Raw genomic sequence first — 18,501 nt, 5'->3', positions numbered from 1 at the left:
CCAACGTGAGCGACACAATGTCGTTCACGTTGTCTGTAAATCCATCTTGTTTAAAATGAAAAAGCACCTGCCAGCGATTTCCAATCACAAAACAAGTGCCTGTTTAAAGTTCCATATTCTGTTGTTTCTGTGTCCGGGGTGGCTGGCGTTTCTCTGCCTGCTCCTGCCGGATGCGTTCCTGCCGCCCTTTCAGGTTCCCCTGTACGGACGGTTTCTTCCCCGGCTCGGCGGTCTGGCGGTACTGCTCGGACGGCAATACCTGATTGAGCCAGCGGCGCACATCCCGCAGCACTTTTACATCTGCCTGAACCGCTTCCAGCTCCTCCCCCTGTTCCGGCAGGGCAGAAGCAAGCTGTTCCCGTTCGGATTCCAAATCTTTGCGGGAGTAAGAGTTGCCTTTCAGGTTGGCTTTCAAATACCGGATGGCGGCATTGTAAGCGTCCAGTTCCTCCCGGTGGCTCTCCGCAAACTGCTCCTTTTTCTTCTTCCAGCCGATGGCGGCGTACTCCTTATGGACTGGCTTGTTGGCTTCGTATTTGTCAATGTAGGACAGCATGGTGTCGATGGCTTTGATACGCTTTGGATCTATGTCAATACTTTAGACAAAAAAAGTTGAAAGATTATGCTGCTTTTTTGAGTTCCTCATCCTCCTTTTGCTGTGGTGTCAGATAACCGATAGAGCTATGGATCCGTTTACGGTTATACCAGCCCTCTATGTATTTAAAGATTGCTCTGCGAGCTTCCCTTAAATCCTGGTAAGTATGAAGATAGATTTCTTCCTTTTTCAGTACGGAATGGAAAGATTCCATACAGGCATTATCGTATGGATTTCCCTTACGACTAAATGAATGCAGGATTCCTTTACTGCCCAGGCAGTCTTCAAATGCCTGGCTCGTATACTGACTTCCAAGATCACTATGAAGGATGATCCCCTCGGTATCCCTGACATTCAGGCATGCGTTTTCTACCGCTTTAACCGCCAGTTCCGCCGTCATAGATGTGCCATAGGCATACCCTATAATCTTTCGGCTGCACAGATCCATGACAGAAGCCAGATAGGTCCATCCTTCTTTCTGTACATGGATGTAAGTGATATCCGTACACCATTTCTGGTTGATGGTCTCCGTCCCAAAATCACGCCTCAGGATATTTTTCTTATCCTCCGGGATGCTGCCATGGTTGGCATGATGATTGTACTTCTTTACTACGATAGAGCGCAGTCCCTGCTCTGCCATATGCCTCTGCACCCTCTTGACGCTGCAAGGTGTACCATTATCATTCAGCACACGGCATATTTTGACAGCCCCATACCTTTGTTTTGAGTCATCATATGCCTGTTTCACTTTCCTGCCGAATTCCGCATATGCCTTCTGCTTATTTGAGGGTACACAAACCAGAGCCTTGTAATAGGTACTCCTTGGGAATTTCAGAGCGCTGCAAAGCTGAGATACACAGTAGCGGGTTAAGTTGTTCTGGATAAAGGAAACAATCTCGGCTATTGTTCTTTCGCGAATATGGCGGTCGCTTTTTTTAATATTTCATTCTCAATCTTAAGGCGTTGGATTTCTTTCTGGAGAGCCTTATACTCCTTAAGGGTGACCGTCTCCTCCCCGGATACTTTGATGGGGAGAGCTGTTTTACCCAGTTGCTGAGTGTGCTTCGATTTACGCCATATTCACGCTCCAGTTGCGGATACGAGGTTCCTCCGGCATTATACAGATCCACGATCTGCTGCTTGAATTCCGGAGTGTAAGATTTCTGGTTTTTCGCCATGTAAAACATCTCCTTTGCTTTTTCACTTGATAGTATAGGTTGTTCAACTTTTCCTGTCCACACTTATATACTAACACCACTTCTCGCTTTTTTTCACGCCCTCCATGACAGAAACGGCGGTCTGGCTGATTTCGTCCAGCCGGGTGTCAAGGCTCTCCACGGTGGAGATTCCTTTTTTCCGCAGAAAATCCATTGCCGCCTGTACCTTGTTGAAGTCGGCAACTGTGCCTTTGAGCTTCCCTCTGGAAGTCCAGTCGGCACGCTGTCCGCTCCGCAGTTCTAAATACTGTGAGAGCAGCTCCGGTATGGTCGGTTCCTTCGTCTGCTCCAATGCTTCCATCAGAGCGGCTTTTTTCTCTTTTAAATCGGCAATCCAGCCTTTTAAGTGGCGCACCATCTGGCGGATGGACTGCATGAGGGAGTTGGCGGATTTGATGTCCCGGTTCAGGTTGCCGATGTTGGTCTGGATTCCCTTCTTCTCCATCTGACAGACGGCAGGCCCCATGTGGACGGTGGGGATTTTATCAATCCCCTGTCGGGCATAGGAGCGCAGGTCAAGCCGTTCCGGGCGGCTGTTGGCTTCCAGATAGCGGTTGGCCGTGTCCGCCCATCCCTGCCGCCAGATTTCAGCGTATTTCCGGTCGTTCCAATCTACGGTGTTCTCCTTGTGGCTTTTCCATCTGCCGGACGGGAGCCGGATGCGTTCCCCATTCTCATCAAGGTCATATACTTTTCGGCTCTTGGGGAGCCATTTCCCTTTTTCGTCCATCGCCCGCATGGTGAGCAGGATATGGGCGTGGGGGTTCCCGTCCCCTTTGTCATGGATGGCAAAATCGGCTATCATGCCTTTGGAAACAAAAAACTCCCGGCAGTAGTCACGGATAAGGCCGGCATACTGTTCCGGCGGGATTTCCCTCGGAATGGCAAGCACGAACCTCCGGGCAAGCTGGGAGTTCCATTGTTTTTCCTGCGCTTCGGCAGAGTTCCATAAGGTATTGCGGTCTGCAAACTCTGGCGGCGCATGGGGTGGGAGCAGGATTTCCTTGTGGGTGACTTCATTCTTGTAGGGATAATATTTCTGCTCTTGGTCGTATTCAGAGAACAGCTTCTCGCCGCTCTGGTAGGCGGCGGCAGAAACAGCGGATTCATTGTTGCTCCGCTTGATGATGGTGATTTTACAGTGCGGGCATGGCAAGTGTGCGCCCTCCTTTCTCCCGGATTCCGGGCAAAAAAAGAGCAGGATAACTTTTTCAGTTTCCTGCTTGGGTGTGCCGTTGGATAGCGGCAAGTATTTAGTTTTTTGATGGATTGTCAGTTCGACAAACAGGAAGTTTTCATTCAGCAAATTCCAATGATAAACCTTCAACCATATCATTGTATACTGAACTCCCATCAAGAATAGTTCCAAATGTATCAACCCATAACGGTATATAGTCACATCTACTTGCTACCATCTGCGAACCAATATTCGTTATAGAAGCAGAATAGAATGGAATAATATTTCGTGCCAGTAATTCTTTTGTCAATCCCCTCACTAAATACGTTCCCAATTTGGCATTTCTATATTCTTCCATAACATCTATACCTATTTCCCATACACCATCTGTTGATGATTCTGCGGCACCTGCTACTCCAATAATTTTATTATTGTCCTTTGCAATATAAACACCTTTTGTTGATGTAGAACCATTTTCATCATATGCTAAGGAATTTTCAAAACCAGTCAAGCCCGTAAGGGATAAAATATCTCTGCCAAAAAGATACTCGCACTCACAATTCGATGAAATCAATACATCTTCTGAATAATTGTCATTAGGAACATAATGTATTGTCTGCCCATAAACCAAAGGAAGTTCAAATATTTCATCTCTATTCTTGCTTTGTAAAAGTTCTCGAACTTTATAATGCAAATTCTCTGATGTACAAACCACAATACAATTTCTATAGGCTAGTATTTTAATATATGGTTGTTTTGCATTGAAGTTAACAGTATACACCGTTGATTTTCCATTTAGTTCGTTCGGACTGCAATAAAATTCCTTTGATAATAATTCTTCCATTTTCTTCTTAATAATCATTTTCATATTCATTCCTACAACCTCCCAAACAAAACTGGTACTATTATACAGCTTTAACTTGCTAAATGAAATAGGTTCTCTGTAAGATTTTCAGGTGGCAAGCCCACAAAGGGGTAGCTGGCAAAGCCAGCGCAGGGGAAGGGTAGCTTCCCCTGTGATGATTGGAGTAGATTGGAAATCTACGGAAATCATCCGCTGTCCGCAGGACGCCCCCGGCAGGGCGCAATGCACCACTTCCCCAAGTGGTGTATAATTGCGCCCTCTTTCAGAGGGGGATTTTCCGGGTTTCCGTTTTTCTGGCATTTTTACCGCTCCTGCTGTCTGGGTTTCTTATCAGGATATAACTTCCCGGCAACAACGGCTGCATGGCTTTTTATCTTGATTTCCCCATCCTGTTCGCTGTGCTTTGCGTTGCGGTAGCCCCCATCAGAGAGATAGAAACGGAACCGCTCCCCCTTAAAGCCAACAAAACAATCCTTCTGTACTTCCAACGTAATCATATGGCGGGTTTCCGGGTGGAACCGTTCTTTTCCTGACAGGTCATGCCCCTGCATGATTGGCTCCTGCAACTTTGCTGCCGCAAGTCGCTGGCGTATGGAATTGTCACGCTCTGCAAGGAACCGTGCTTTTGTGGCGGCGATAAACTGGCTGCACTCCGGCTCCGGTATCCGTTCCAGTTTTCGGACGGCGTTCTCCACGATTGCCTTTGTCAATATATCTTTTATTACCGGCACGATTTCCTTCATGCCCGCAAGGGTTTCCGCCTTGGTCGGTGCGGCATATTGATAGATGATGTCCAGTTCACTTTTTGAAAATTTCACTCTGCGTCCTCCTTCCGGTTTTCTGCAAGAACCTGTTCCACAAGACGTTTGGTGTCGCTCCGGCAGAACAGGACTTTTAAGATGGTGCTGACCTGCCCGTCCGTCACGGATTCCGGGTGGGGGAGATGGCTTTCCAGCATTGCCCCTCTGGTGCATAGCCGGTGCGTCCGTTCCTTCCGGTTCAGGGTCTTTATCTGGTGTTCCAGCATTTTTTTCTTTATGCTGCGCCCGCCGCAGTCTGGCTTCGGTCTTTTCAATCTCATGGTTCAGTTTTTCCAGCTTCTCATTCATGGGCAGCGTCCTCCCCTGGGGAGCAGGATATAGATGTGGCTGACCTCCCCGATTCCCTGACGGACACGCATAATCATCCCGGCCTGTTCCAGCTCGTTCAGGGAACGCTTGCAGGTCTGGGGGCTTCGGGAGAGTGCCGCCGCTATCTCCATGACGGGGAAGCGGATGAACAGAATCCCGTTGCTGTCCTCGGTTCCTTTTGTCAGGATTTCATCCAGCAGGCGGGCATACATGACCTTTGCTGTATTGCTGACCGGAAGCCGGAGCATTGCCTTTGGGAGCGGCATACAGGGCGGCAGGGGTGTACTGGCTATCATAAATTCATAATTCATTGGGTGGTGTCCTCCTTTTGGCTCGTTTGGATAGATAGCGGGGGCAGTCGATCATGACAGCCCGAAAACTCTGCTTACATTCATGCTGGCATTTCCGGCAGAGTTCATTGTGGCTTCTGCGCCCCCGGTCATTCAGGAAGAAAGCAAGTTCTTTCTTCAACTTTTTTGACATTCTCGGCATGGTGCCTCCTTCATAGAAAAACCGCCCGTTTCAGCAGTAACAGCCGGAATGGGCGGACAGTGGTTTTTTGTGTATCGTTTCGGGGCGATTTTCAGGGGAAATACAGCCGTAGAGCCGCCCCAAAATCCCCCTTGTTATTACGGACAGGGCAGACTATGCCCTGTGATATTGTTGTGTTTCGGTATCGTTTTGGTGTTCATTTTTGCCGGTTCCCTCTGCTGTCGTTCCTGCCCCCGTCTTTGGCGGCGTTTCGCTCTCCTTGGTACGCTCGTTCCGGTCAGGGTTCCTCCGTTTCCCTGCCGGAAGTCGTTGCGCTACATCGCCGGGGAGCATATCCCATACAGGCCGGTCATTCGATTGGAATAATCCATCGATGAACTACCTGTATCATAGAACATTTTTGAGCCTTGTGCCGTATGTCCACAAAAAAGGAATTAAGGGCAAATATCGGAAATTTCCACGATTGTGGAAAGTATGGTATAATCCAGTTAAGCGGCAGGGAAGCAGCCGCCAGAAAGGAGCGTGCGCCCATGAAAGGAGCGACTACCATACAGGAACGCCTTTGGGAACTGCGCAAGGACAAAGGGCTGAATCTGGAAGAACTGGCACAACTGACAAAGATTTCAAAATCTGCCCTTGCCAGCTATGAATCTAAGGACAATAAAGAAATCAATCATGGCAATCTTATCACGCTGGCGGATTTCTATGGAGTGTCCATTGATTATCTGCTATGCCGGACAGAAAACAGGGAGCAGGCCAACACGCCTTTAACAGAATTGCATTTGAGTGATGAAATGGTTGCTCTTCTGAAAAGTGGCCGGATTAACAACCGTCTGCTGTGCGAACTTGCCACCCACAAGGATTTTATAAAGTTTTTGGCTGATATTGAGGTTTATGTGGATGGGATTGCTTCCATGCAGATTCAAAACCTCAACTCCCTTGTCGATACTGTCCGGCACGAAATTATAGAACGCCACCGCCCCGGAGAAGATGACCCGTACCTGCGGATTTTACAGGCTGCACACATTGAGGATGACGAATATTTCAGCCACATGATACAGGACGATATAAGCGTAATCGTCCGGGATATTCGTGCTGCACATAAGTCTGACAGTGAGAGTGCGCCGCCAACTACCATTGCCGAAGAATTGAAACAGGATTTGGAGGATGTTGCAAATTTCAAGGGAAGCCCTCTTGAAAAACAGGCTGCGCTTTACTGCAAGCGGCTGGGTATCAATTATAACAAGCTGTCTGATGTGGAATTCCGGCAGCTTGTGCATATCCTTGAAAAGTCCAAATACTTCAAGAGCTATGTCGGCCAGAGGAAGAAACGGAAATAGGAAAACCGCTGCTGCATGGTTGTGTATGTTTCCATGCAGCAGCGGTTTCGTGCTGGCGGTATTTAGTTGAGAACATGGCTCGATAAACAGGAAGTTTGCTAACAAGGCTACAATATTCCTTCCAGTATATTCTTTTGAGACTCTTTTATATATTGAATATCATCCAAATACAAATTCAAATGTCCATCTTCTATATTTTTCCGAACATCTTCATTTCCAGAATCTGCCTCATTTCTCATATATGCAACAAGACTGTTTATCCGTTGAATTATCATATTGGGCAACTGTTCTCTTTCATTATTCTTTAAATCATAGGCGTCTGCAAATAACTTTAATCTACGAATCTGTTCATATAAATTATAATAATAATCAGGATTTTTCGGTGAAACAAACGGAATCCATCTATATACTGCATATGCAACATCCCAAATTCTTGGTCCTGGATGTAATGTATCAAAATCGATTATCCCATGCACACACCCGTCAACAAAAGTTATGTTATAAGGTGCAAAATCCCCATGACACATAACCTCTACTGGTAATTGTTTGGGCAGCATCCAAACTTCTTCTCCCGTTAATCGATGAACATACTTTTCGCCAATATCATGATACCGACGAAGTAATTTTGCCACTTCAACCAAAATCTCATCTGTTAGAATCTCATTCGGTAAACTGTCATTATAAACAGTGCCATCCACAAAAGAAACCATTTCCATTCCAGATTCGTTAATTCCATATGGTTTAGGAATATTATTAAACCCGTTTTCATGCATAAACGATAAAAATGACTGTACATGCGAAGTCCATTTATTTCCTGGGCGAATTACTTTATCTTCTTCTTTTGATATTTTACCTCTTCTTCCGCCATGTAAAACTTCTTTTTGAATCATATATTTTTCTCCCATTCATATTCCGATTTGTCACTGGCTCCATTATATCGCAATAACTTTCCTGATGGAATAGACTTTACAAAAAATTCATTTAGCTGCAATAGATATTATCCCACTGAATCCGCTCTTGTTCCGTCTTTTGTGATAATAAGCTTCCCCTGCTGGCATTTTACGGTGATTTTATCCCCTGCGGAGAATCCGGCCTGCTCCAGCCAGTTTCCCTGTAAAAGAATCTGCGGCGGCGATTTCTTGAAAGCACCTCGCCCATTATAAACGGTCAGTTTGCGGTCGTCCATCCGTCCTCCTTCCCCGCTGCCTGCCGGCATACGATTTCAAATACATCCCCGTCCTCTGTCCTGACATTGAGCAGGCTGTTCCGCTCGTCTGTGTTCAGATCGGCAATCCTCATCCCTTCGCTGTCATTCAGCAAATCAAAAAGTTTGTCCCTAAAATAGTTCAGTTCCATTGTGTTGTTCCGCATTCATAGTTTATAGTCTATAGACTAATATTATATAGTCTTTTAGAAGCTATTGCAATCCCTATGTGTGATGTAGTCTAAAAGTTAACAAAATAAATGCTAATAGCTTATGAAATGGGTGGGCATTATGGAAACAAAAGGATTGGGCAAACGTATCAACATGGTGAGGAAAGACCGGGGATTCACGGCTGACAGGCTTTCAGAATTATGCAGTATAAACGCAACCTACCTCCGGCAGATTGAAGGCGGGACAAAGATTCCCAGCCTGCCTGTATTTATCAATATCTGCAACGCACTGAAAATTTCTCCGGATTATCTGCTGCGGGATGCGCTGGAAGATAATGAGGTCAGTAAAATACGAGAACTGGCAGCATTGTGGGAAAGCACTTCGCCCAGCCAACAGGAAATCGCCGTTGCCATGATTCGGGCGGTATTGGAGCGCAGGGAAGATTAGAAAGACCAGCCGGTAATCGGCTGGCCTTTGCATATCCAATCAAATATAAATCAACTCGCTGTTTATGATTTCCTCCGCCCGGTTGCGGATATTGTTCATCCGGCCTACCCATTCAAGCTGGTTCCGGGCTTTCAGTTCCTCGGTCACTCCCTCGGCGGCTTTCATCTGCTCTATGATTAAGTCACGCCGTTTCTCTGCCTGCTCGTTCAGGTCGGCAAGGTACGTCCATAATTTCCCGGTCAGGATAAGGGAGCTGTACCGTGCCGGGTGTTCCTGTTTGAGATATTCCCGGTGCAGCCGCCCATAGCGTCCGATGGGGCGGTTCTCCTCCGGCAGCTTCAAGTCCGGAATATAGTAATCGCCTGCCAGAATATAGTCAATACCGTTCTCTGTGATTCTTTCTTTCAGTTTTTCCATTGTCGTTCCCTCCTGTGGTGGAAGGCTCGTCACTGGCCAGCTCAATCACATCCATAATGCCACAATCCAGCGTTTCGCAGATTCGTGCCAGCGTGTCCATGCTGATATGTTTCCCTTCTTTGCCCATGTTGGCTATCATATTTGTGGTCAGTCCAGCGGCAAGCCTTAAATCCTCTTTCCTCATGTTTCGCTCTATCAGTGTGTGCCAGAGCGGTTTGTAGCTGATGTGCATTTTTCTCCCTGCCTTTCTGCCCCGGATGGGCGCTTGCCCCCATTATATCAGGATTCTTGCTAACTCACAAATATTTCTTGACGGTATCGCCGGTTCCGTCTGGATTGTGCTTTTCCTTTCCTCTTTTGATTACATCTAATTAACCATGACCTGCTTCATGCCCTGGCTTTTCGCACCCGGATTGTCATTGCCGTAGCCCTCCATCAGATTGATTACGCCCCAGATACCAAGCCCGGCTCCAAGTGCTACAACAAGGGTCTGCAAAACGTCTACTGCGCTATTGAAAAATGCCATAAATATATCCTTTCTGCCGCGTCTGCGGCTGTCCGGCAAGCGGACAAAAGGCGGTCAGCGTATGGTCGCCGCCGCATAAAAAAACCGCCCTCTGGTAAAGGCGGCTGTCCCCGCGCTGCGTAAGTTCTGCGGCGCGGCGGTATTCAGTTGTAAGGGGTGCGGCTCCTGCCGCTGTGTACTGCGCCGGAAAGTGGGGGCGCGTATCATGTAGCCGGTATGGATAGATGTGATTGCTTCAATCGCTCCTTTCTGTGTCCCGCTGTGCTGCCGGACGTTTTTTTCAGACTTGCGGGAAGTGAATAGCTTGCGTAGCAAGGTGTTCGCTTCCCGCAAGTTCACAAAGGGGTAGCTGCCGCAAGGCAGCGTAGGGGAAGTGTAGCTTCCCCTGTCTCCCGGCGGTCTGCCATGCTGTCACTGTTGCGGGATAAGCCCCCGGCGCGTGACATACTCCGTTGCAAAACGGCGGTGTTCCGCTTCCTTTTCCCGCCAATACTCCCATAATGCAGCGTCGGCGGCTTCCGCAACATTCATTAAAAACCGTTCAAGCTGCTTTTGTTTTTCCTCTGCGCTACGTTTCCTCATGGTCTGCGTCCTCCTGTAAGTCTGCCGCGTCAATCTCGTAATAGTCAAAAACCTCGTCGGGCTTGACAATGGCGGGGCGGCGTTTAAGGTGCTTTTCCATGTCAAAGGCGTTCTTCGGGTCTGCGTCGGACAGGTACTTGTATTTCGGGTGCTTCGTTATGTCGAATTTGTCCGAAAAGAACGGGCGCACCCCGCGTAGCTGCAAGATACATTTCCCTCCGTCCATGACTGCGATTTCATCTTCCGTCATAAGCTGCTTTCCCAATTTCTGATAGTTCAGCCCATGCGAAAGCTCCCGCCCTCTGGTTTCGGAAGTGTTGAAGCTGTCATGAGGTAAGCGCCTCGTGGACGCTCCCTCCCGAACCGTGCGGGCACCTCTCGATGCACACGGCTCTCCATATGCCATCAACTAACAAAATCAGTCTTTTCCGTGTATCTCACGGTGGCACGCCGGGCATACTGCCAGCGTTTTCCTATGGTTCTTTAACATAACTTTTTCCCACTCATATTTACCGCTAAGGCTTTTCAGCCGTTTCACCTGATGAATCTCCACGTCATTTGTGTACTGTCCGCAGAGTTCACAGGTTTTGGAGCGCAGTTTTGCCGCTATGCGGTTCGGTTTATCATACCGCTTATAGGCGGGCAGGATATCTGCCTGCGGCACATTAGGCTTGTCCTTGCGGATAAAAGGCCCTCTGTAAAATACGCTCTCCTTCATACCGCCTTTTGTCTTATAAATGACTGTAAACCGTCCATTTCTGAAATATCTCTTTTTGATTTTTCTGGTCTTTGTGCGGTATTTATTTGCGAATGTTTTCAACATACTATAATGCATTAAACTCGCATACTTGCTCATTGCGCATACATTACATGCCAGTGAGTAATAGTTGTACAAACCTCTGATTTCAGAGTTGTACTTTGACAGGATTTCGATATCCTTACGGTTAATGAGCTGTGGTCTGTGAATGGCTTTCCAATGCTCTTTTTGTGTAACTTTGTCCTTCTTGATACGGATTGCGCCATACTCCAACAGTTTTGATTCCCATTTTTCATGCGGCATGTATAACTTTACTGCGCCGCTGTACCCCTTCACTTTCCTGCCTTGGCGTTTTGTGATTTCCCGGCTCTTTGAAATAGAGATATCATAGCCGAGGAATCTCGCCCGGTCAGTAGCATAGGTGATTTTGGTTTTCTCCACTGACAGCGTAAGGTTTAATTTTTCTTTGAGGAATACAGCAAGGTCTGCTTTTAATTCTTCCGCATCCCTTTTGCTCCCGATAATGCTTATGATAAAGTCATCCGCATAACGGACGTATTGCAGGTTTTTATAGGTTTCATCCCTGAACTGCTTAGACGGGATTTCCCTCTGTTTCTCCCGCAGTCTGCGTAATTCCCCGGCACGTTCTTTCTTTTCGGCTTCGGTAAGCGTATCCCATACTTCCCTGTTCTGGCGCATGAACTTCTGCACTTCACGGTTCCGTCTGGCGTATTCCGGGTTCACTTTACGGTTTACCCGGTTCCCTTTTATAAAGCCTTCTTTGTATTCCTCCACATACATATCCAATTCATGCAGGTAAATATTTGCCAATATGGGACTGATACCGGAACCCTGCGGAGTGCCGCAGTAAGTCCTGTTGTACTGCCATTGTTCCATATATCCGGCTTTCAGAAATTTCCACATCAATGAGATAAAAGCTTCGTCATCAATGCGCCTGCGCAGAATATCAATGATAACATGGTGGTCGAAGCTGTCAAAACATGCCTGAATGTCACCTTCCACAAACCAGTTTGCCCCCGCAAATGTCCGCTGTATCTGTTCGAGGGCTGTATGGCAGCTCCTTTTCGGGCGGAATCCGTGGGAATAGTCGGAGAAGGTTGGCTCATAAATGCTTTCCAATATCATTCGGACTACTTCCTGCACCAGCTTGTCATCCCCGGAAGGAATCCCAAGCGGACGCTTCTTACTGCTGTTTTTCTTTGCAATATATGTACGCCGTGCAGGTTTTGGGCGGTAAGAACGGTCTTTTAATGCGCTGATGATACGCTCTATTCTCGGACTGCTCATTCCGTCCAGTGTTTCACCATCCACACCCGGCGTCATGCTTCCCTCATTGGCGTAGATATTTCTATATGCCAAAAGGTAAAACTCCGGGTTGTACAGGTTCCGGTAGAGCCTTTGGAACCTATACGATAAATCTTTAGACTGTTTGTTTAGGCTATTCAATACATCAGTTGGATTTCTCATGATGCCTCACGCACCTTCCTTTCTTTCTCTGTATTAAAAGCATACTGCTCCCCTTCGTCATGTGGGCGGCTCTCCCGCTTCCGTTTTTACGGCTATCCCTGTAAATCCAGAGTCCACGGGCTACTATGGGAGCTGTGTAACCATGCCCGCATATGGGCGGGTTTAGGTCATCCCCGGTAGCGTATGCCATACTTAGCGTTCCGTGTTGTCGGTAATCTTTGTAGATATGTGGCGTTCGCCGTTCAACCTAATCTAAGGCTTGCCCTGCTTTGGATATCGCACGTCTGCCGACGATTGAGCGACAGACGCCAAAGCACCGTGCGTTTCATCTTCTTTCGCACGTAGGCCAGATACTCCCAGGCTCCGGCTACCAATCAAGCAGTTTAGCTTTCATCCTCATACACGGATTTTCATCCCCACATAAAACAGCGGTTAGAAGATTGCGCCGTTTTATGCCAGTTATAGCGTTAATAGTGGCGGCTATAACAACGACATGCTACACTCCCCAGAGGGTTTCCCCTCACGGATAAGTCGTGGAATGATAGACTATAAATTTTCACCGTCCTTTCTTTGATATCTTTGTCTACCGCTTGCTAAAGGCGGTTTATGGCATACACCCTAACGGGCGCACAATGGTTTCTTTTCCTAAAATTTCCGATATTTCTTTAAGGGTGGTTTTCTCCTTGCCGCCCAAGAAAAGCGTGGTGTCGCAGTTGCCGACTATGGTATCGGCGTTGTCTTTGTAAATGGCTTTTAGCTGTGACTGGCTCTGCAAGATGATTGACGCGGATATTTCCCGGCTCCGTATCGTTGCAATGAGCTTTTCAAACTTTGGTATCTGCCCGATATTCGCAAATTCATCAAGTAAGCACCTAACATGGACGGGAAGCCGCCCGCCGTATTCATCATCTGCTTTGTCGCACAAGAGGTTGAATAGCTGTGTGTAGAGAATACTCACGACAAAGTTAAAGGTATCGTCGGTGTCGCTGATAATGACGAAAAGGGCGGTCTTTCTGTCGCCTATGGTGTCAAGCTCCATTTCGTCGGTTTCCATCAGTTCCCGCAGCTCCTTAATGTCGAATGGGGCTAACCTCGCGCCGCATGAGATAAGTATGCTTTTTGCGGTCTTGCCCGCCGCCAGTTTGTATTTTTTGTACTGCTTGACTGCAAAATGTTCCGGGTCTTTTTCTTCCAGACGTTCAAACATGAGGTCAACCGGGTTCTGGAAATCCTCGTCGTCCTCGCGGGCTTCCGACGCATTTATCATTTCAAGCAGCGTCGTGAAGTTCTTCTCGTCCTCCGGGGCTTCATACCAGATGTAGCCGATTAGTGCGGTGTAGTAGAGCTTTTCCGCTTTCACCCAGAAATCCTCGCCGGATTTTTCCCCGTCGCCTTTGGTGTTGGCGATAATGGTATTGACTAACTTCAAAATGTCCTTTTCGCTCCGCAGATAGGCAAAGGGATTGTATTTCATGGATTTTTTGAAGTTAATCGTATTTAACACTTTGATACGGTATTTGTACCGCTGCAACATTTTCCCGGTTTCCAAAATCAGTGTTCCTTTTCGGACGGTGTGTCAAGGACATATTTACCGTTACACAAGCTGAATGTCCTGTTCAATCAATCTCTTGATTTTATCAGCCATTGTTTCCTTGCTGGTATCACTGAAATGTATAGATACCTCATAAGTGGTCGTGCCTATCCGCCGGATAAGTCGCGGCGCTTCCTGTCTTGTGGTGATAGTTGTTGTATCTGCTCTATTCATTTAGATTTCCTTTCTGCTGATTCAAGTTTTTGTCTTTCCCTTCCGTTCCGCCTATCCAGCCAGTCAAGGGTCGGGTCGTATTTTCGCCGCTCCGCTCTGAAAATCTCCACCCTTTCCCCCTTGACAGTCTGGATTTTTGCCGTGCCATTGCGCTGCCGACAACGGGGAACAGGAAAAAGAACTGTTTCCCGCTGTCGTCCGCTCCATTCTACGGCAAAACCGGCTCCACTGGTGTACCGGCGGCGTTAGTGCTATGCGGTGGCTCTGCCCCCACACCCCCGACCTCATCCAAAGAACAGGAGGGAGGGTCAGCGTTCCTGTTGCCGCTTCCTTTTGGGGGATTGCGTGGGCGCGGAGGTTTCCGGTTCCAGCCGTTTCAGGCTTTCCAGTGCCTTCCTTGTCTGTTCTGGGTGCAGCCGTTCCAGTTCCATGTAGTCTTTTGTCCTGCCCTTCAAGTCCTGCCAGCGGGTACGGTAGATTTCCAGCCCCTTCACCGCTTCGGTAAGCTGCCGTTGCAATTCAAGGAGTTTCCCTTGTGACGCAAGCCCGGACTTTGCAAGGGTCAGCAGCTTCTTAAATTCTTCCGGGAGTAGTTCCATGTGTCCCCAAAGGTTCTTCTTTCCCATGCGTTCCAGTTCGCTATACATTGCGCTGGCTTTCTCCGTGACCGTAAGCTGTTTGTCCAGCCCGGCTAATTGCTTGCCTTTCTGCTTCAAGGTTTTATCCAGAGCCGCCGCCTGTTCCTCTTTGTCGGCAACGTCACCGGCAAGCCCGGCAAGTCGCTCCTTGTCCTGCTTTATCTTGTATTCCAGCACGCCCAGATGTGCCGCTGTACTGCCACGTTCCCCGCGCTCAAAGTCTTTAAACCCTGCCGCCTGCATATGCTCAAAAAAACGGTCTTGTAGGAGGGAATAAGCGTTGATTAGGAGGGCTTTCCCGTTTTCGTCCCGCTGAATGTTCCCTTCTTTATCCAGCGCCTTTTCAGATGCCCATTTCTTGCTATGACTGACCTGATGAATCACTTCCTTTGTCGTCCCCACAAGAGCCGGGTCTTTGCAGCGCTTTGTCCACTTGACTTCCTTTTCCACCACCGGCACATACACCACATGGAGATGATAGTGGTAGATGTCGCGCCCAAGCTGTTCAGAGAGCGCCCGGTTCCGTTCATCCGCGTGCATGACTGCCGAGAGGATATATTCCTCACCCCCGGCTTCCTTCACTGCCAGCCGGTAGGCTTCCTCAAAGAACCGCTTTGCATACGCATAGCCGCCATTCCGCTCAAAATATGCGGAGTTCACGTCAAACACCATTTCGTCAACTACTTTAGCGTCCTGTTTCAGCCCCCTTGTGCTGATTGTGCCGTTTTCCACCATACGCTCAAATGTTTCCGCATAGCTTCCCTCACAGCGCTTGAAATGCACGTTCAGGGCAGCGCGCGCCCGGTCAATGTCCGTGTTTGCATATCCGCTGTTCTTGCGTTCGTTGTGCCGTTCCCGGATTCCAAGCCCGGCTTTGCGGTAGGCTTTGTTCCGCACAACACAGCGGTCAGTCTTTCCCATAAATGCTCCTTTCCGGGGCTATGTTACGCTTTAGAAACCCGTTTTGGGGGCAGTTGGTATAAACCCCCGCCGGGCATGGAAAAGGGGCTGGAAACGCCTGTAAACAGGCACTTTTCAAGCCCCTATTGCGTAACATATGCCCCCTGTTGCCGCCTGTCTGATGACGATGACGGTATTTATCTATGTACCCCTGTTTTGAGGGTATCGTCACCCGCCGTAGATGACGGTATTCCTTCCGCACCCCTATATATATTTTTATCGTCATCGTCACCCATAGAGAGGGAAACAAGGCGGGCGCTCTTTGTCCGGGTGAAGCCCATACAGATATGGTGCTGTTTTTCCAGTATCAGGGCGTGTTCCTTCAGCAGCCGGGTTAAACTGTTGGGAGAACAGGAAACGCTGCTGTCTATCCCTTTCAGGCTGTCTAACAGTTCCGTAGCTGTCCCGCTGAATGTTTTCTTACTGGAAAGGAACTTCACCAGAACCGGCGTGAGTGTATCGGCTGCCGGTTCCCCGGAAAGGTAGGACACGAACCGCCAGACGGTCATATCCCGGTCAAATTCCAGTAAAAGCTGCATATCCTCTATATCGCGCCCGGTAACGTGAAGGGTCGCTTTGTTGGCTGTCCGTTTGTCCTTTTCCAGCACATACATACTGTCAACCGCGCCGATTATCCCTACCGAGCCGGAAACCATGTTGAAGGGGTCGCTGTCCGGCATCTTGCGGACGTGGTGAATCAGCAGCACGGCAATCTTGAAGCGGTCGGCAAAGGACTTGATTCGCCCGATTTCGTCGTAGTCATTGGCATAGGCGTTCTTATCATTCACCGCCCCGCGTACCCGTTGGAGCGTGTCAACCACCACAAGCCCCGTGTCTGGATAAGCCGCCATGAAGGTTTCAAGTTGTGGTATCAGGGAGCCGGACAGGTTATCCGCTTCCGTGGCAAAATAGCTTTGTTCCGAGCCGTCGTCGGTGATGTGGGAGAGCCGGAAATGGAGCCGGTCAATGGTATCTTCCAATGCCAGGTAGAGCGTCCCGCATTTGCGCGTTTCAAACTCCCATACCTTCCCACCGGTGGATACTTGCTGGCAGAGCCATAAAGAAAGCCATGACTTCCCGATTTTGGCGCTGCCGGATAAGATATGCAACCCCACCGGCATAAGCCCGGCAATGATAAATTTAGGCGGTTCCACGTCCAGCCCTAACAGGCTTTTCCCGTCAATGACGGACAAGGTTTTGATTTCTTTCATAAGTTGTTCACTCCTTTTCATTCTGCTTTCAGTTATCTATATAAAAAGCCCTATAACAGCGCTAGCAACCGTTACAGGGCTTGAATCGTCTTTTATTCTGTTCTTTGGAGGAGGTCGGGGGTGTGGGGGCAGAGCCACCGCAGGAAAACTCCCGCCGCCAGTACACCAGCGGAGCCGGTTTTGCCGTACAATGGTTGGGACGAAAAACGGGAAACAGTTCTTTTTCCTGTTCCCCGTTTTCGGCGCAGCCATAGCACGGCAAAAATCCAGACGGTCAAGGGGGAAAGGGTGGAGATTTCCAGAGCAGAGCGGCGGAAATACGACCCGTACCTTGACCGGTTGGATAGGAGAAGCGGCACGGTCAGGCGCACCGTTTCTTCTGTCTGACTGTCTATTCTTTTTCTTCTTGATGATTGCTGAAAACTTCATTCATCAGCATTGCACCCAACTTGAAACCGTACTCAAAGTTGGCGTAGGCTTGTATAGTGGAAAGCTTTGTCCTTCCTTTATCCATTTCCTCAAACCGTTTAAGCTGTTCTGGTGATAATTCTTTTAGGAAGTATTCATAATCATTTCCCACTTGTCCAGAAATAGCGCGGTACTCCGCGTAGTTTTGTGGAAGGATTTCTTCACAGGGGTAGACTTTCCCATCGTAAAGGCGTTCTAAAATGCTCATACGCTTTCCCCCTCATGGAGAATTAAATCATCTTCATCAGAAATGACCTCAATCATCATAAGTACCCCTAACCGGAAGCCTTTAACAAAACGGTCAATCCCATAGAGAACGCTTTCTTCGCTTTGTGCCGCGCTGTAGTCATCCAGCATTTTTCGTTCTTCCTCATTGAGTTTCGCCATCAGCTTTTCTCCGAGGGTGCAGTACCGGTTTCTTGCCCGGTTAAATTTGGAATCCCCTTCATAAATCACTGGCTCAACGCAAAGGTGGTCTGTTGCGATTGCCTCTAAAATTTTTCCCATTCGTTTCCGTCCTTTCCTTATGGATTTAACAACTACTTGCAAGACGGTTCCGTGCAGTGTATAATATTTACGCGGTCTGCCCTTGTGGTAGTTGCAAGGTGGGAAGTGGCGGCTGCTTGTGAGAGGGTAACGCCACTTCTTACTTATTCCGTTTCCTTATCCTCCAATTTTTCAATTCCCCGCCTTACAGATTCATTTTTTGTAATGCCATTTTCGTTTGAATATCGTTCAAGAATATCATTATGTTTTTTATCCAAGCGAACTGTAAGCCGTATTTCTTTTGGATTTTCAGAATAAGGTCGTCCAACTTTCTTAGTAATAACATCACCCCCTTGTAAGATTGTTGGCTGACAATAATAGTATAATTGATGTCAGCCATTAAGTCAATATGCAAGCTATATTTCTTTCATAGAAGGGTAACTGTTTCGATTGCCGAGGATATTTTCATATACTTTTATCAAGTATATGACCCACTCTGACACTTTCACCGCTTCGCGTTGCAAAGTGCCGGCGTGGGCTCTCCGAGGGTTTACGCCCGCCGTTG

27 protein-coding genes and 4 pseudogenes are annotated in these 18,501 nt (G+C 48.1%); 3 read left to right on the top strand and 28 right to left on the bottom strand.

Annotation, left to right across the window (positions count from 1 at the left end):
* Nucleotides 1-103 precede the first annotated feature (103 nt).
* The 11 genes and pseudogenes from GN277_RS19785 to GN277_RS19740 form a co-directional block, all read right to left on the bottom strand.
* Nucleotides 104-556, bottom strand: coding sequence for a hypothetical protein (locus GN277_RS19785; protein WP_244324795.1), 453 nt, complete (start codon nt 554-556; stop codon nt 104-106).
* Between the two features lie 64 nt (nt 557-620).
* A complete protein-coding gene (locus GN277_RS19780) occupies nt 621-1,478 on the bottom strand; it encodes an IS3 family transposase (protein ID WP_244324962.1) in 858 nt (285 codons plus the stop codon).
* A 52-nt stretch (nt 1,479-1,530) separates the two neighbouring features.
* Nucleotides 1,531-1,773, bottom strand: a complete 243-nt coding sequence (locus tag GN277_RS30435) for a transposase (RefSeq protein WP_244324639.1) — start codon at nt 1,771-1,773, stop codon at nt 1,531-1,533.
* 82 nt (nt 1,774-1,855) lie between these two features.
* A pseudogene (gene mobQ, locus GN277_RS19775) lies at nt 1,856-2,968 on the bottom strand (MobQ family relaxase); the annotation flags it as partial.
* 139 nt (nt 2,969-3,107) lie between these two features.
* Nucleotides 3,108-3,863, bottom strand: coding sequence for a GNAT family N-acetyltransferase (locus tag GN277_RS19770; protein WP_159752902.1), 756 nt, complete (start codon nt 3,861-3,863; stop codon nt 3,108-3,110).
* 78 nt (nt 3,864-3,941) lie between these two features.
* On the bottom strand, nt 3,942-4,154 hold the full coding sequence (locus GN277_RS19765) for a hypothetical protein (RefSeq protein WP_159752900.1): 213 nt from the start codon (nt 4,152-4,154) through the stop codon (nt 3,942-3,944).
* A gap of 2 nt (nt 4,155-4,156) precedes the next feature.
* Nucleotides 4,157-4,672, bottom strand: coding sequence for a DUF5720 family protein (locus tag GN277_RS19760; RefSeq protein ID WP_159752898.1), 516 nt, complete (start codon nt 4,670-4,672; stop codon nt 4,157-4,159).
* A pseudogene (locus GN277_RS19755) lies at nt 4,669-4,963 on the bottom strand (DUF3847 domain-containing protein). Before GN277_RS19755 ends, GN277_RS19760 begins: the two are co-directional and overlap by 4 nt.
* Complete coding sequence (locus GN277_RS19750) at nt 4,960-5,295, bottom strand: helix-turn-helix domain-containing protein (RefSeq protein ID WP_159752896.1); 336 nt, start codon at nt 5,293-5,295, stop codon at nt 4,960-4,962. The pseudogene GN277_RS19755 and the gene GN277_RS19750 overlap by 4 nt, the downstream one beginning before the upstream one ends.
* A complete protein-coding gene (locus tag GN277_RS19745) occupies nt 5,285-5,476 on the bottom strand; it encodes a hypothetical protein (protein ID WP_031275812.1) in 192 nt (63 codons plus the stop codon). Before GN277_RS19745 ends, GN277_RS19750 begins: the two co-directional genes overlap by 11 nt.
* A gap of 153 nt (nt 5,477-5,629) precedes the next feature.
* On the bottom strand, nt 5,630-5,809 hold the full coding sequence (locus GN277_RS19740) for a hypothetical protein (protein WP_155886792.1): 180 nt from the start codon (nt 5,807-5,809) through the stop codon (nt 5,630-5,632).
* A 197-nt stretch (nt 5,810-6,006) separates the two neighbouring features.
* Between GN277_RS19740 and GN277_RS19735 the strand changes: the two genes are divergently transcribed.
* Entirely contained in the window at nt 6,007-6,816 is an 810-nt protein-coding gene (locus GN277_RS19735; protein ID WP_159756966.1) for a helix-turn-helix domain-containing protein, read from the top strand.
* 107 nt (nt 6,817-6,923) lie between these two features.
* Here GN277_RS19735 and GN277_RS19730 read toward each other — a convergent pair whose 3' ends face one another.
* From GN277_RS19730 to GN277_RS19720, 3 genes are all read right to left on the bottom strand, one after another.
* Entirely contained in the window at nt 6,924-7,706 is a 783-nt protein-coding gene (locus GN277_RS19730; protein WP_101870684.1) for an aminoglycoside phosphotransferase family protein, read from the bottom strand.
* Nucleotides 7,707-7,813: 107 nt separating this feature from the next.
* Nucleotides 7,814-8,032 (bottom strand): SymE family type I addiction module toxin, encoded by a 219-nt coding sequence (locus tag GN277_RS19725; RefSeq protein ID WP_244324794.1) that lies wholly within the window; start codon nt 8,030-8,032, stop codon nt 7,814-7,816.
* Nucleotides 7,984-8,172, bottom strand: a complete 189-nt coding sequence (locus GN277_RS19720) for a hypothetical protein (RefSeq protein ID WP_101870686.1) — start codon at nt 8,170-8,172, stop codon at nt 7,984-7,986. Before GN277_RS19720 ends, GN277_RS19725 begins: the two co-directional genes overlap by 49 nt.
* A gap of 139 nt (nt 8,173-8,311) precedes the next feature.
* Here GN277_RS19720 and GN277_RS19715 point away from each other — a divergent pair, with 139 nt between their 5' ends.
* Nucleotides 8,312-8,638: a helix-turn-helix domain-containing protein gene (locus GN277_RS19715; RefSeq protein ID WP_101870687.1), complete on the top strand. Its 327-nt coding sequence runs from the start codon at nt 8,312-8,314 to the stop codon at nt 8,636-8,638.
* 39 nt (nt 8,639-8,677) lie between these two features.
* Here GN277_RS19715 and GN277_RS19710 read toward each other — a convergent pair whose 3' ends face one another.
* The 12 genes and pseudogenes from GN277_RS19710 to GN277_RS19665 all read right to left on the bottom strand — a co-directional run bounded on the left by GN277_RS19710 (nt 8,678) and on the right by GN277_RS19665 (nt 16,982).
* On the bottom strand, nt 8,678-9,055 hold the full coding sequence (locus GN277_RS19710) for a TnpV protein (protein WP_159752894.1): 378 nt from the start codon (nt 9,053-9,055) through the stop codon (nt 8,678-8,680).
* A complete protein-coding gene (locus tag GN277_RS19705; RefSeq protein WP_103241946.1) occupies nt 9,015-9,287 on the bottom strand; it encodes a helix-turn-helix domain-containing protein in 273 nt (90 codons plus the stop codon). Before GN277_RS19705 ends, GN277_RS19710 begins: the two co-directional genes overlap by 41 nt.
* Before the next feature lie 135 nt (nt 9,288-9,422).
* On the bottom strand, nt 9,423-9,581 hold the full coding sequence (locus tag GN277_RS19700) for a Maff2 family mobile element protein (RefSeq protein WP_159752892.1): 159 nt from the start codon (nt 9,579-9,581) through the stop codon (nt 9,423-9,425).
* 54 nt (nt 9,582-9,635) lie between these two features.
* Nucleotides 9,636-9,896 carry a hypothetical protein gene (locus GN277_RS29530; RefSeq protein ID WP_204162765.1) on the bottom strand — a complete coding sequence of 87 codons (261 nt, stop codon included), beginning with the start codon at nt 9,894-9,896 and terminating at the stop codon, nt 9,636-9,638.
* 96 nt (nt 9,897-9,992) lie between these two features.
* On the bottom strand, nt 9,993-10,163 hold the full coding sequence (locus tag GN277_RS29525; protein WP_002569167.1) for a hypothetical protein: 171 nt from the start codon (nt 10,161-10,163) through the stop codon (nt 9,993-9,995).
* Nucleotides 10,150-10,491 (bottom strand): annotated as a pseudogene (locus GN277_RS19695) (hypothetical protein); the annotation flags it as partial. The pseudogene GN277_RS19695 and the gene GN277_RS29525, both read right to left, overlap by 14 nt.
* A 90-nt stretch (nt 10,492-10,581) precedes the next feature.
* On the bottom strand, nt 10,582-12,408 hold the full coding sequence (locus tag GN277_RS19690) for a reverse transcriptase domain-containing protein (protein ID WP_016295882.1): 1,827 nt from the start codon (nt 12,406-12,408) through the stop codon (nt 10,582-10,584).
* Complete coding sequence (locus GN277_RS19685) at nt 12,392-12,598, bottom strand: hypothetical protein (RefSeq protein ID WP_159749052.1); 207 nt, start codon at nt 12,596-12,598, stop codon at nt 12,392-12,394. The genes GN277_RS19690 and GN277_RS19685 overlap by 17 nt, the downstream gene beginning before the upstream one ends.
* A gap of 441 nt (nt 12,599-13,039) precedes the next feature.
* Nucleotides 13,040-13,972: pseudogene (locus GN277_RS19680) on the bottom strand (VirD4-like conjugal transfer protein, CD1115 family); the annotation flags it as partial.
* A 30-nt stretch (nt 13,973-14,002) separates the two neighbouring features.
* On the bottom strand, nt 14,003-14,173 hold the full coding sequence (locus tag GN277_RS19675) for a transposon-encoded TnpW family protein (protein ID WP_159752888.1): 171 nt from the start codon (nt 14,171-14,173) through the stop codon (nt 14,003-14,005).
* A 308-nt stretch (nt 14,174-14,481) separates the two neighbouring features.
* Entirely contained in the window at nt 14,482-15,732 is a 1,251-nt protein-coding gene (locus GN277_RS19670) for a plasmid recombination protein (protein WP_159752885.1), read from the bottom strand.
* Between the two features lie 176 nt (nt 15,733-15,908).
* Nucleotides 15,909-16,982: an AAA family ATPase gene (locus GN277_RS19665; RefSeq protein WP_159752883.1), complete on the bottom strand. Its 1,074-nt coding sequence runs from the start codon at nt 16,980-16,982 to the stop codon at nt 15,909-15,911.
* A gap of 120 nt (nt 16,983-17,102) precedes the next feature.
* Here GN277_RS19665 and GN277_RS19660 point away from each other — a divergent pair, with 120 nt between their 5' ends.
* Nucleotides 17,103-17,369 carry a hypothetical protein gene (locus tag GN277_RS19660; RefSeq protein WP_159752881.1) on the top strand — a complete coding sequence of 89 codons (267 nt, stop codon included), beginning with the start codon at nt 17,103-17,105 and terminating at the stop codon, nt 17,367-17,369.
* Between the two features lie 4 nt (nt 17,370-17,373).
* Here GN277_RS19660 and GN277_RS19655 read toward each other — a convergent pair whose 3' ends face one another.
* Both GN277_RS19655 and GN277_RS19650 read right to left on the bottom strand, forming a co-directional pair.
* Nucleotides 17,374-17,658 (bottom strand): DUF6809 family protein, encoded by a 285-nt coding sequence (locus GN277_RS19655; RefSeq protein ID WP_159752879.1) that lies wholly within the window; start codon nt 17,656-17,658, stop codon nt 17,374-17,376.
* Entirely contained in the window at nt 17,655-17,957 is a 303-nt protein-coding gene (locus GN277_RS19650) for a DUF6809 family protein (protein WP_159752877.1), read from the bottom strand. The genes GN277_RS19655 and GN277_RS19650 overlap by 4 nt, the downstream gene beginning before the upstream one ends.
* Between the last annotated feature and the right edge of the window lie 544 nt (nt 17,958-18,501).

Origin of the sequence: Sporofaciens musculi (genome assembly GCF_009830285.1) — a bacterium.
Lineage (GTDB): Bacteria > Bacillota > Clostridia > Lachnospirales > Lachnospiraceae > Sporofaciens > Sporofaciens musculi.
Note: the sequence above shows the minus strand (reverse complement) of the source record. Positions and strands in the feature narration are given on the sequence as shown.

Excerpts from the sequence above, each read along its gene's own strand:
- GN277_RS19700 (WP_159752892.1), bottom strand. The coding sequence starts at position 9,581 with ATGGCATTTTTCAATAGCGCAGTAGACGTTTTGCAGACCCTTGTTGTA.
- GN277_RS29525 (WP_002569167.1), bottom strand. The coding sequence starts at position 10,163 with ATGAGGAAACGTAGCGCAGAGGAAAAACAAAAGCAGCTTGAACGGTTT.
- GN277_RS19770 (WP_159752902.1), bottom strand. The coding sequence starts at position 3,863 with ATGAATATGAAAATGATTATTAAGAAGAAAATGGAAGAATTATTATCA.
- GN277_RS19670 (WP_159752885.1), bottom strand. The coding sequence starts at position 15,732 with ATGGGAAAGACTGACCGCTGTGTTGTGCGGAACAAAGCCTACCGCAAA.
- GN277_RS19710 (WP_159752894.1), bottom strand. The coding sequence starts at position 9,055 with ATGGAAAAACTGAAAGAAAGAATCACAGAGAACGGTATTGACTATATT.
- GN277_RS19785 (WP_244324795.1), bottom strand. The coding sequence starts at position 556 with ATGCTGTCCTACATTGACAAATACGAAGCCAACAAGCCAGTCCATAAG.
- GN277_RS19730 (WP_101870684.1), bottom strand. The coding sequence starts at position 7,706 with ATGATTCAAAAAGAAGTTTTACATGGCGGAAGAAGAGGTAAAATATCA.
- GN277_RS19705 (WP_103241946.1), bottom strand. The coding sequence starts at position 9,287 with ATGCACATCAGCTACAAACCGCTCTGGCACACACTGATAGAGCGAAAC.
- GN277_RS19745 (WP_031275812.1), bottom strand. The coding sequence starts at position 5,476 with ATGCCGAGAATGTCAAAAAAGTTGAAGAAAGAACTTGCTTTCTTCCTG.
- GN277_RS19750 (WP_159752896.1), bottom strand. The coding sequence starts at position 5,295 with ATGAATTATGAATTTATGATAGCCAGTACACCCCTGCCGCCCTGTATG.
- GN277_RS19675 (WP_159752888.1), bottom strand. The coding sequence starts at position 14,173 with ATGAATAGAGCAGATACAACAACTATCACCACAAGACAGGAAGCGCCG.
- GN277_RS19665 (WP_159752883.1), bottom strand. The coding sequence starts at position 16,982 with ATGAAAGAAATCAAAACCTTGTCCGTCATTGACGGGAAAAGCCTGTTA.
- GN277_RS19650 (WP_159752877.1), bottom strand. The coding sequence starts at position 17,957 with ATGGGAAAAATTTTAGAGGCAATCGCAACAGACCACCTTTGCGTTGAG.
- GN277_RS19685 (WP_159749052.1), bottom strand. The coding sequence starts at position 12,598 with ATGGCATACGCTACCGGGGATGACCTAAACCCGCCCATATGCGGGCAT.
- GN277_RS19690 (WP_016295882.1), bottom strand. The coding sequence starts at position 12,408 with ATGAGAAATCCAACTGATGTATTGAATAGCCTAAACAAACAGTCTAAA.
- GN277_RS19715 (WP_101870687.1), top strand. The coding sequence starts at position 8,312 with ATGGAAACAAAAGGATTGGGCAAACGTATCAACATGGTGAGGAAAGAC.
- GN277_RS19725 (WP_244324794.1), bottom strand. The coding sequence starts at position 8,032 with ATGCCGGCAGGCAGCGGGGAAGGAGGACGGATGGACGACCGCAAACTG.
- GN277_RS19655 (WP_159752879.1), bottom strand. The coding sequence starts at position 17,658 with ATGAGCATTTTAGAACGCCTTTACGATGGGAAAGTCTACCCCTGTGAA.
- GN277_RS30435 (WP_244324639.1), bottom strand. The coding sequence starts at position 1,773 with ATGGCGAAAAACCAGAAATCTTACACTCCGGAATTCAAGCAGCAGATC.
- GN277_RS19740 (WP_155886792.1), bottom strand. The coding sequence starts at position 5,809 with ATGCTCCCCGGCGATGTAGCGCAACGACTTCCGGCAGGGAAACGGAGG.
- GN277_RS19720 (WP_101870686.1), bottom strand. The coding sequence starts at position 8,172 with ATGGAACTGAACTATTTTAGGGACAAACTTTTTGATTTGCTGAATGAC.
- GN277_RS19735 (WP_159756966.1), top strand. The coding sequence starts at position 6,007 with ATGAAAGGAGCGACTACCATACAGGAACGCCTTTGGGAACTGCGCAAG.
- GN277_RS19765 (WP_159752900.1), bottom strand. The coding sequence starts at position 4,154 with ATGCCAGAAAAACGGAAACCCGGAAAATCCCCCTCTGAAAGAGGGCGC.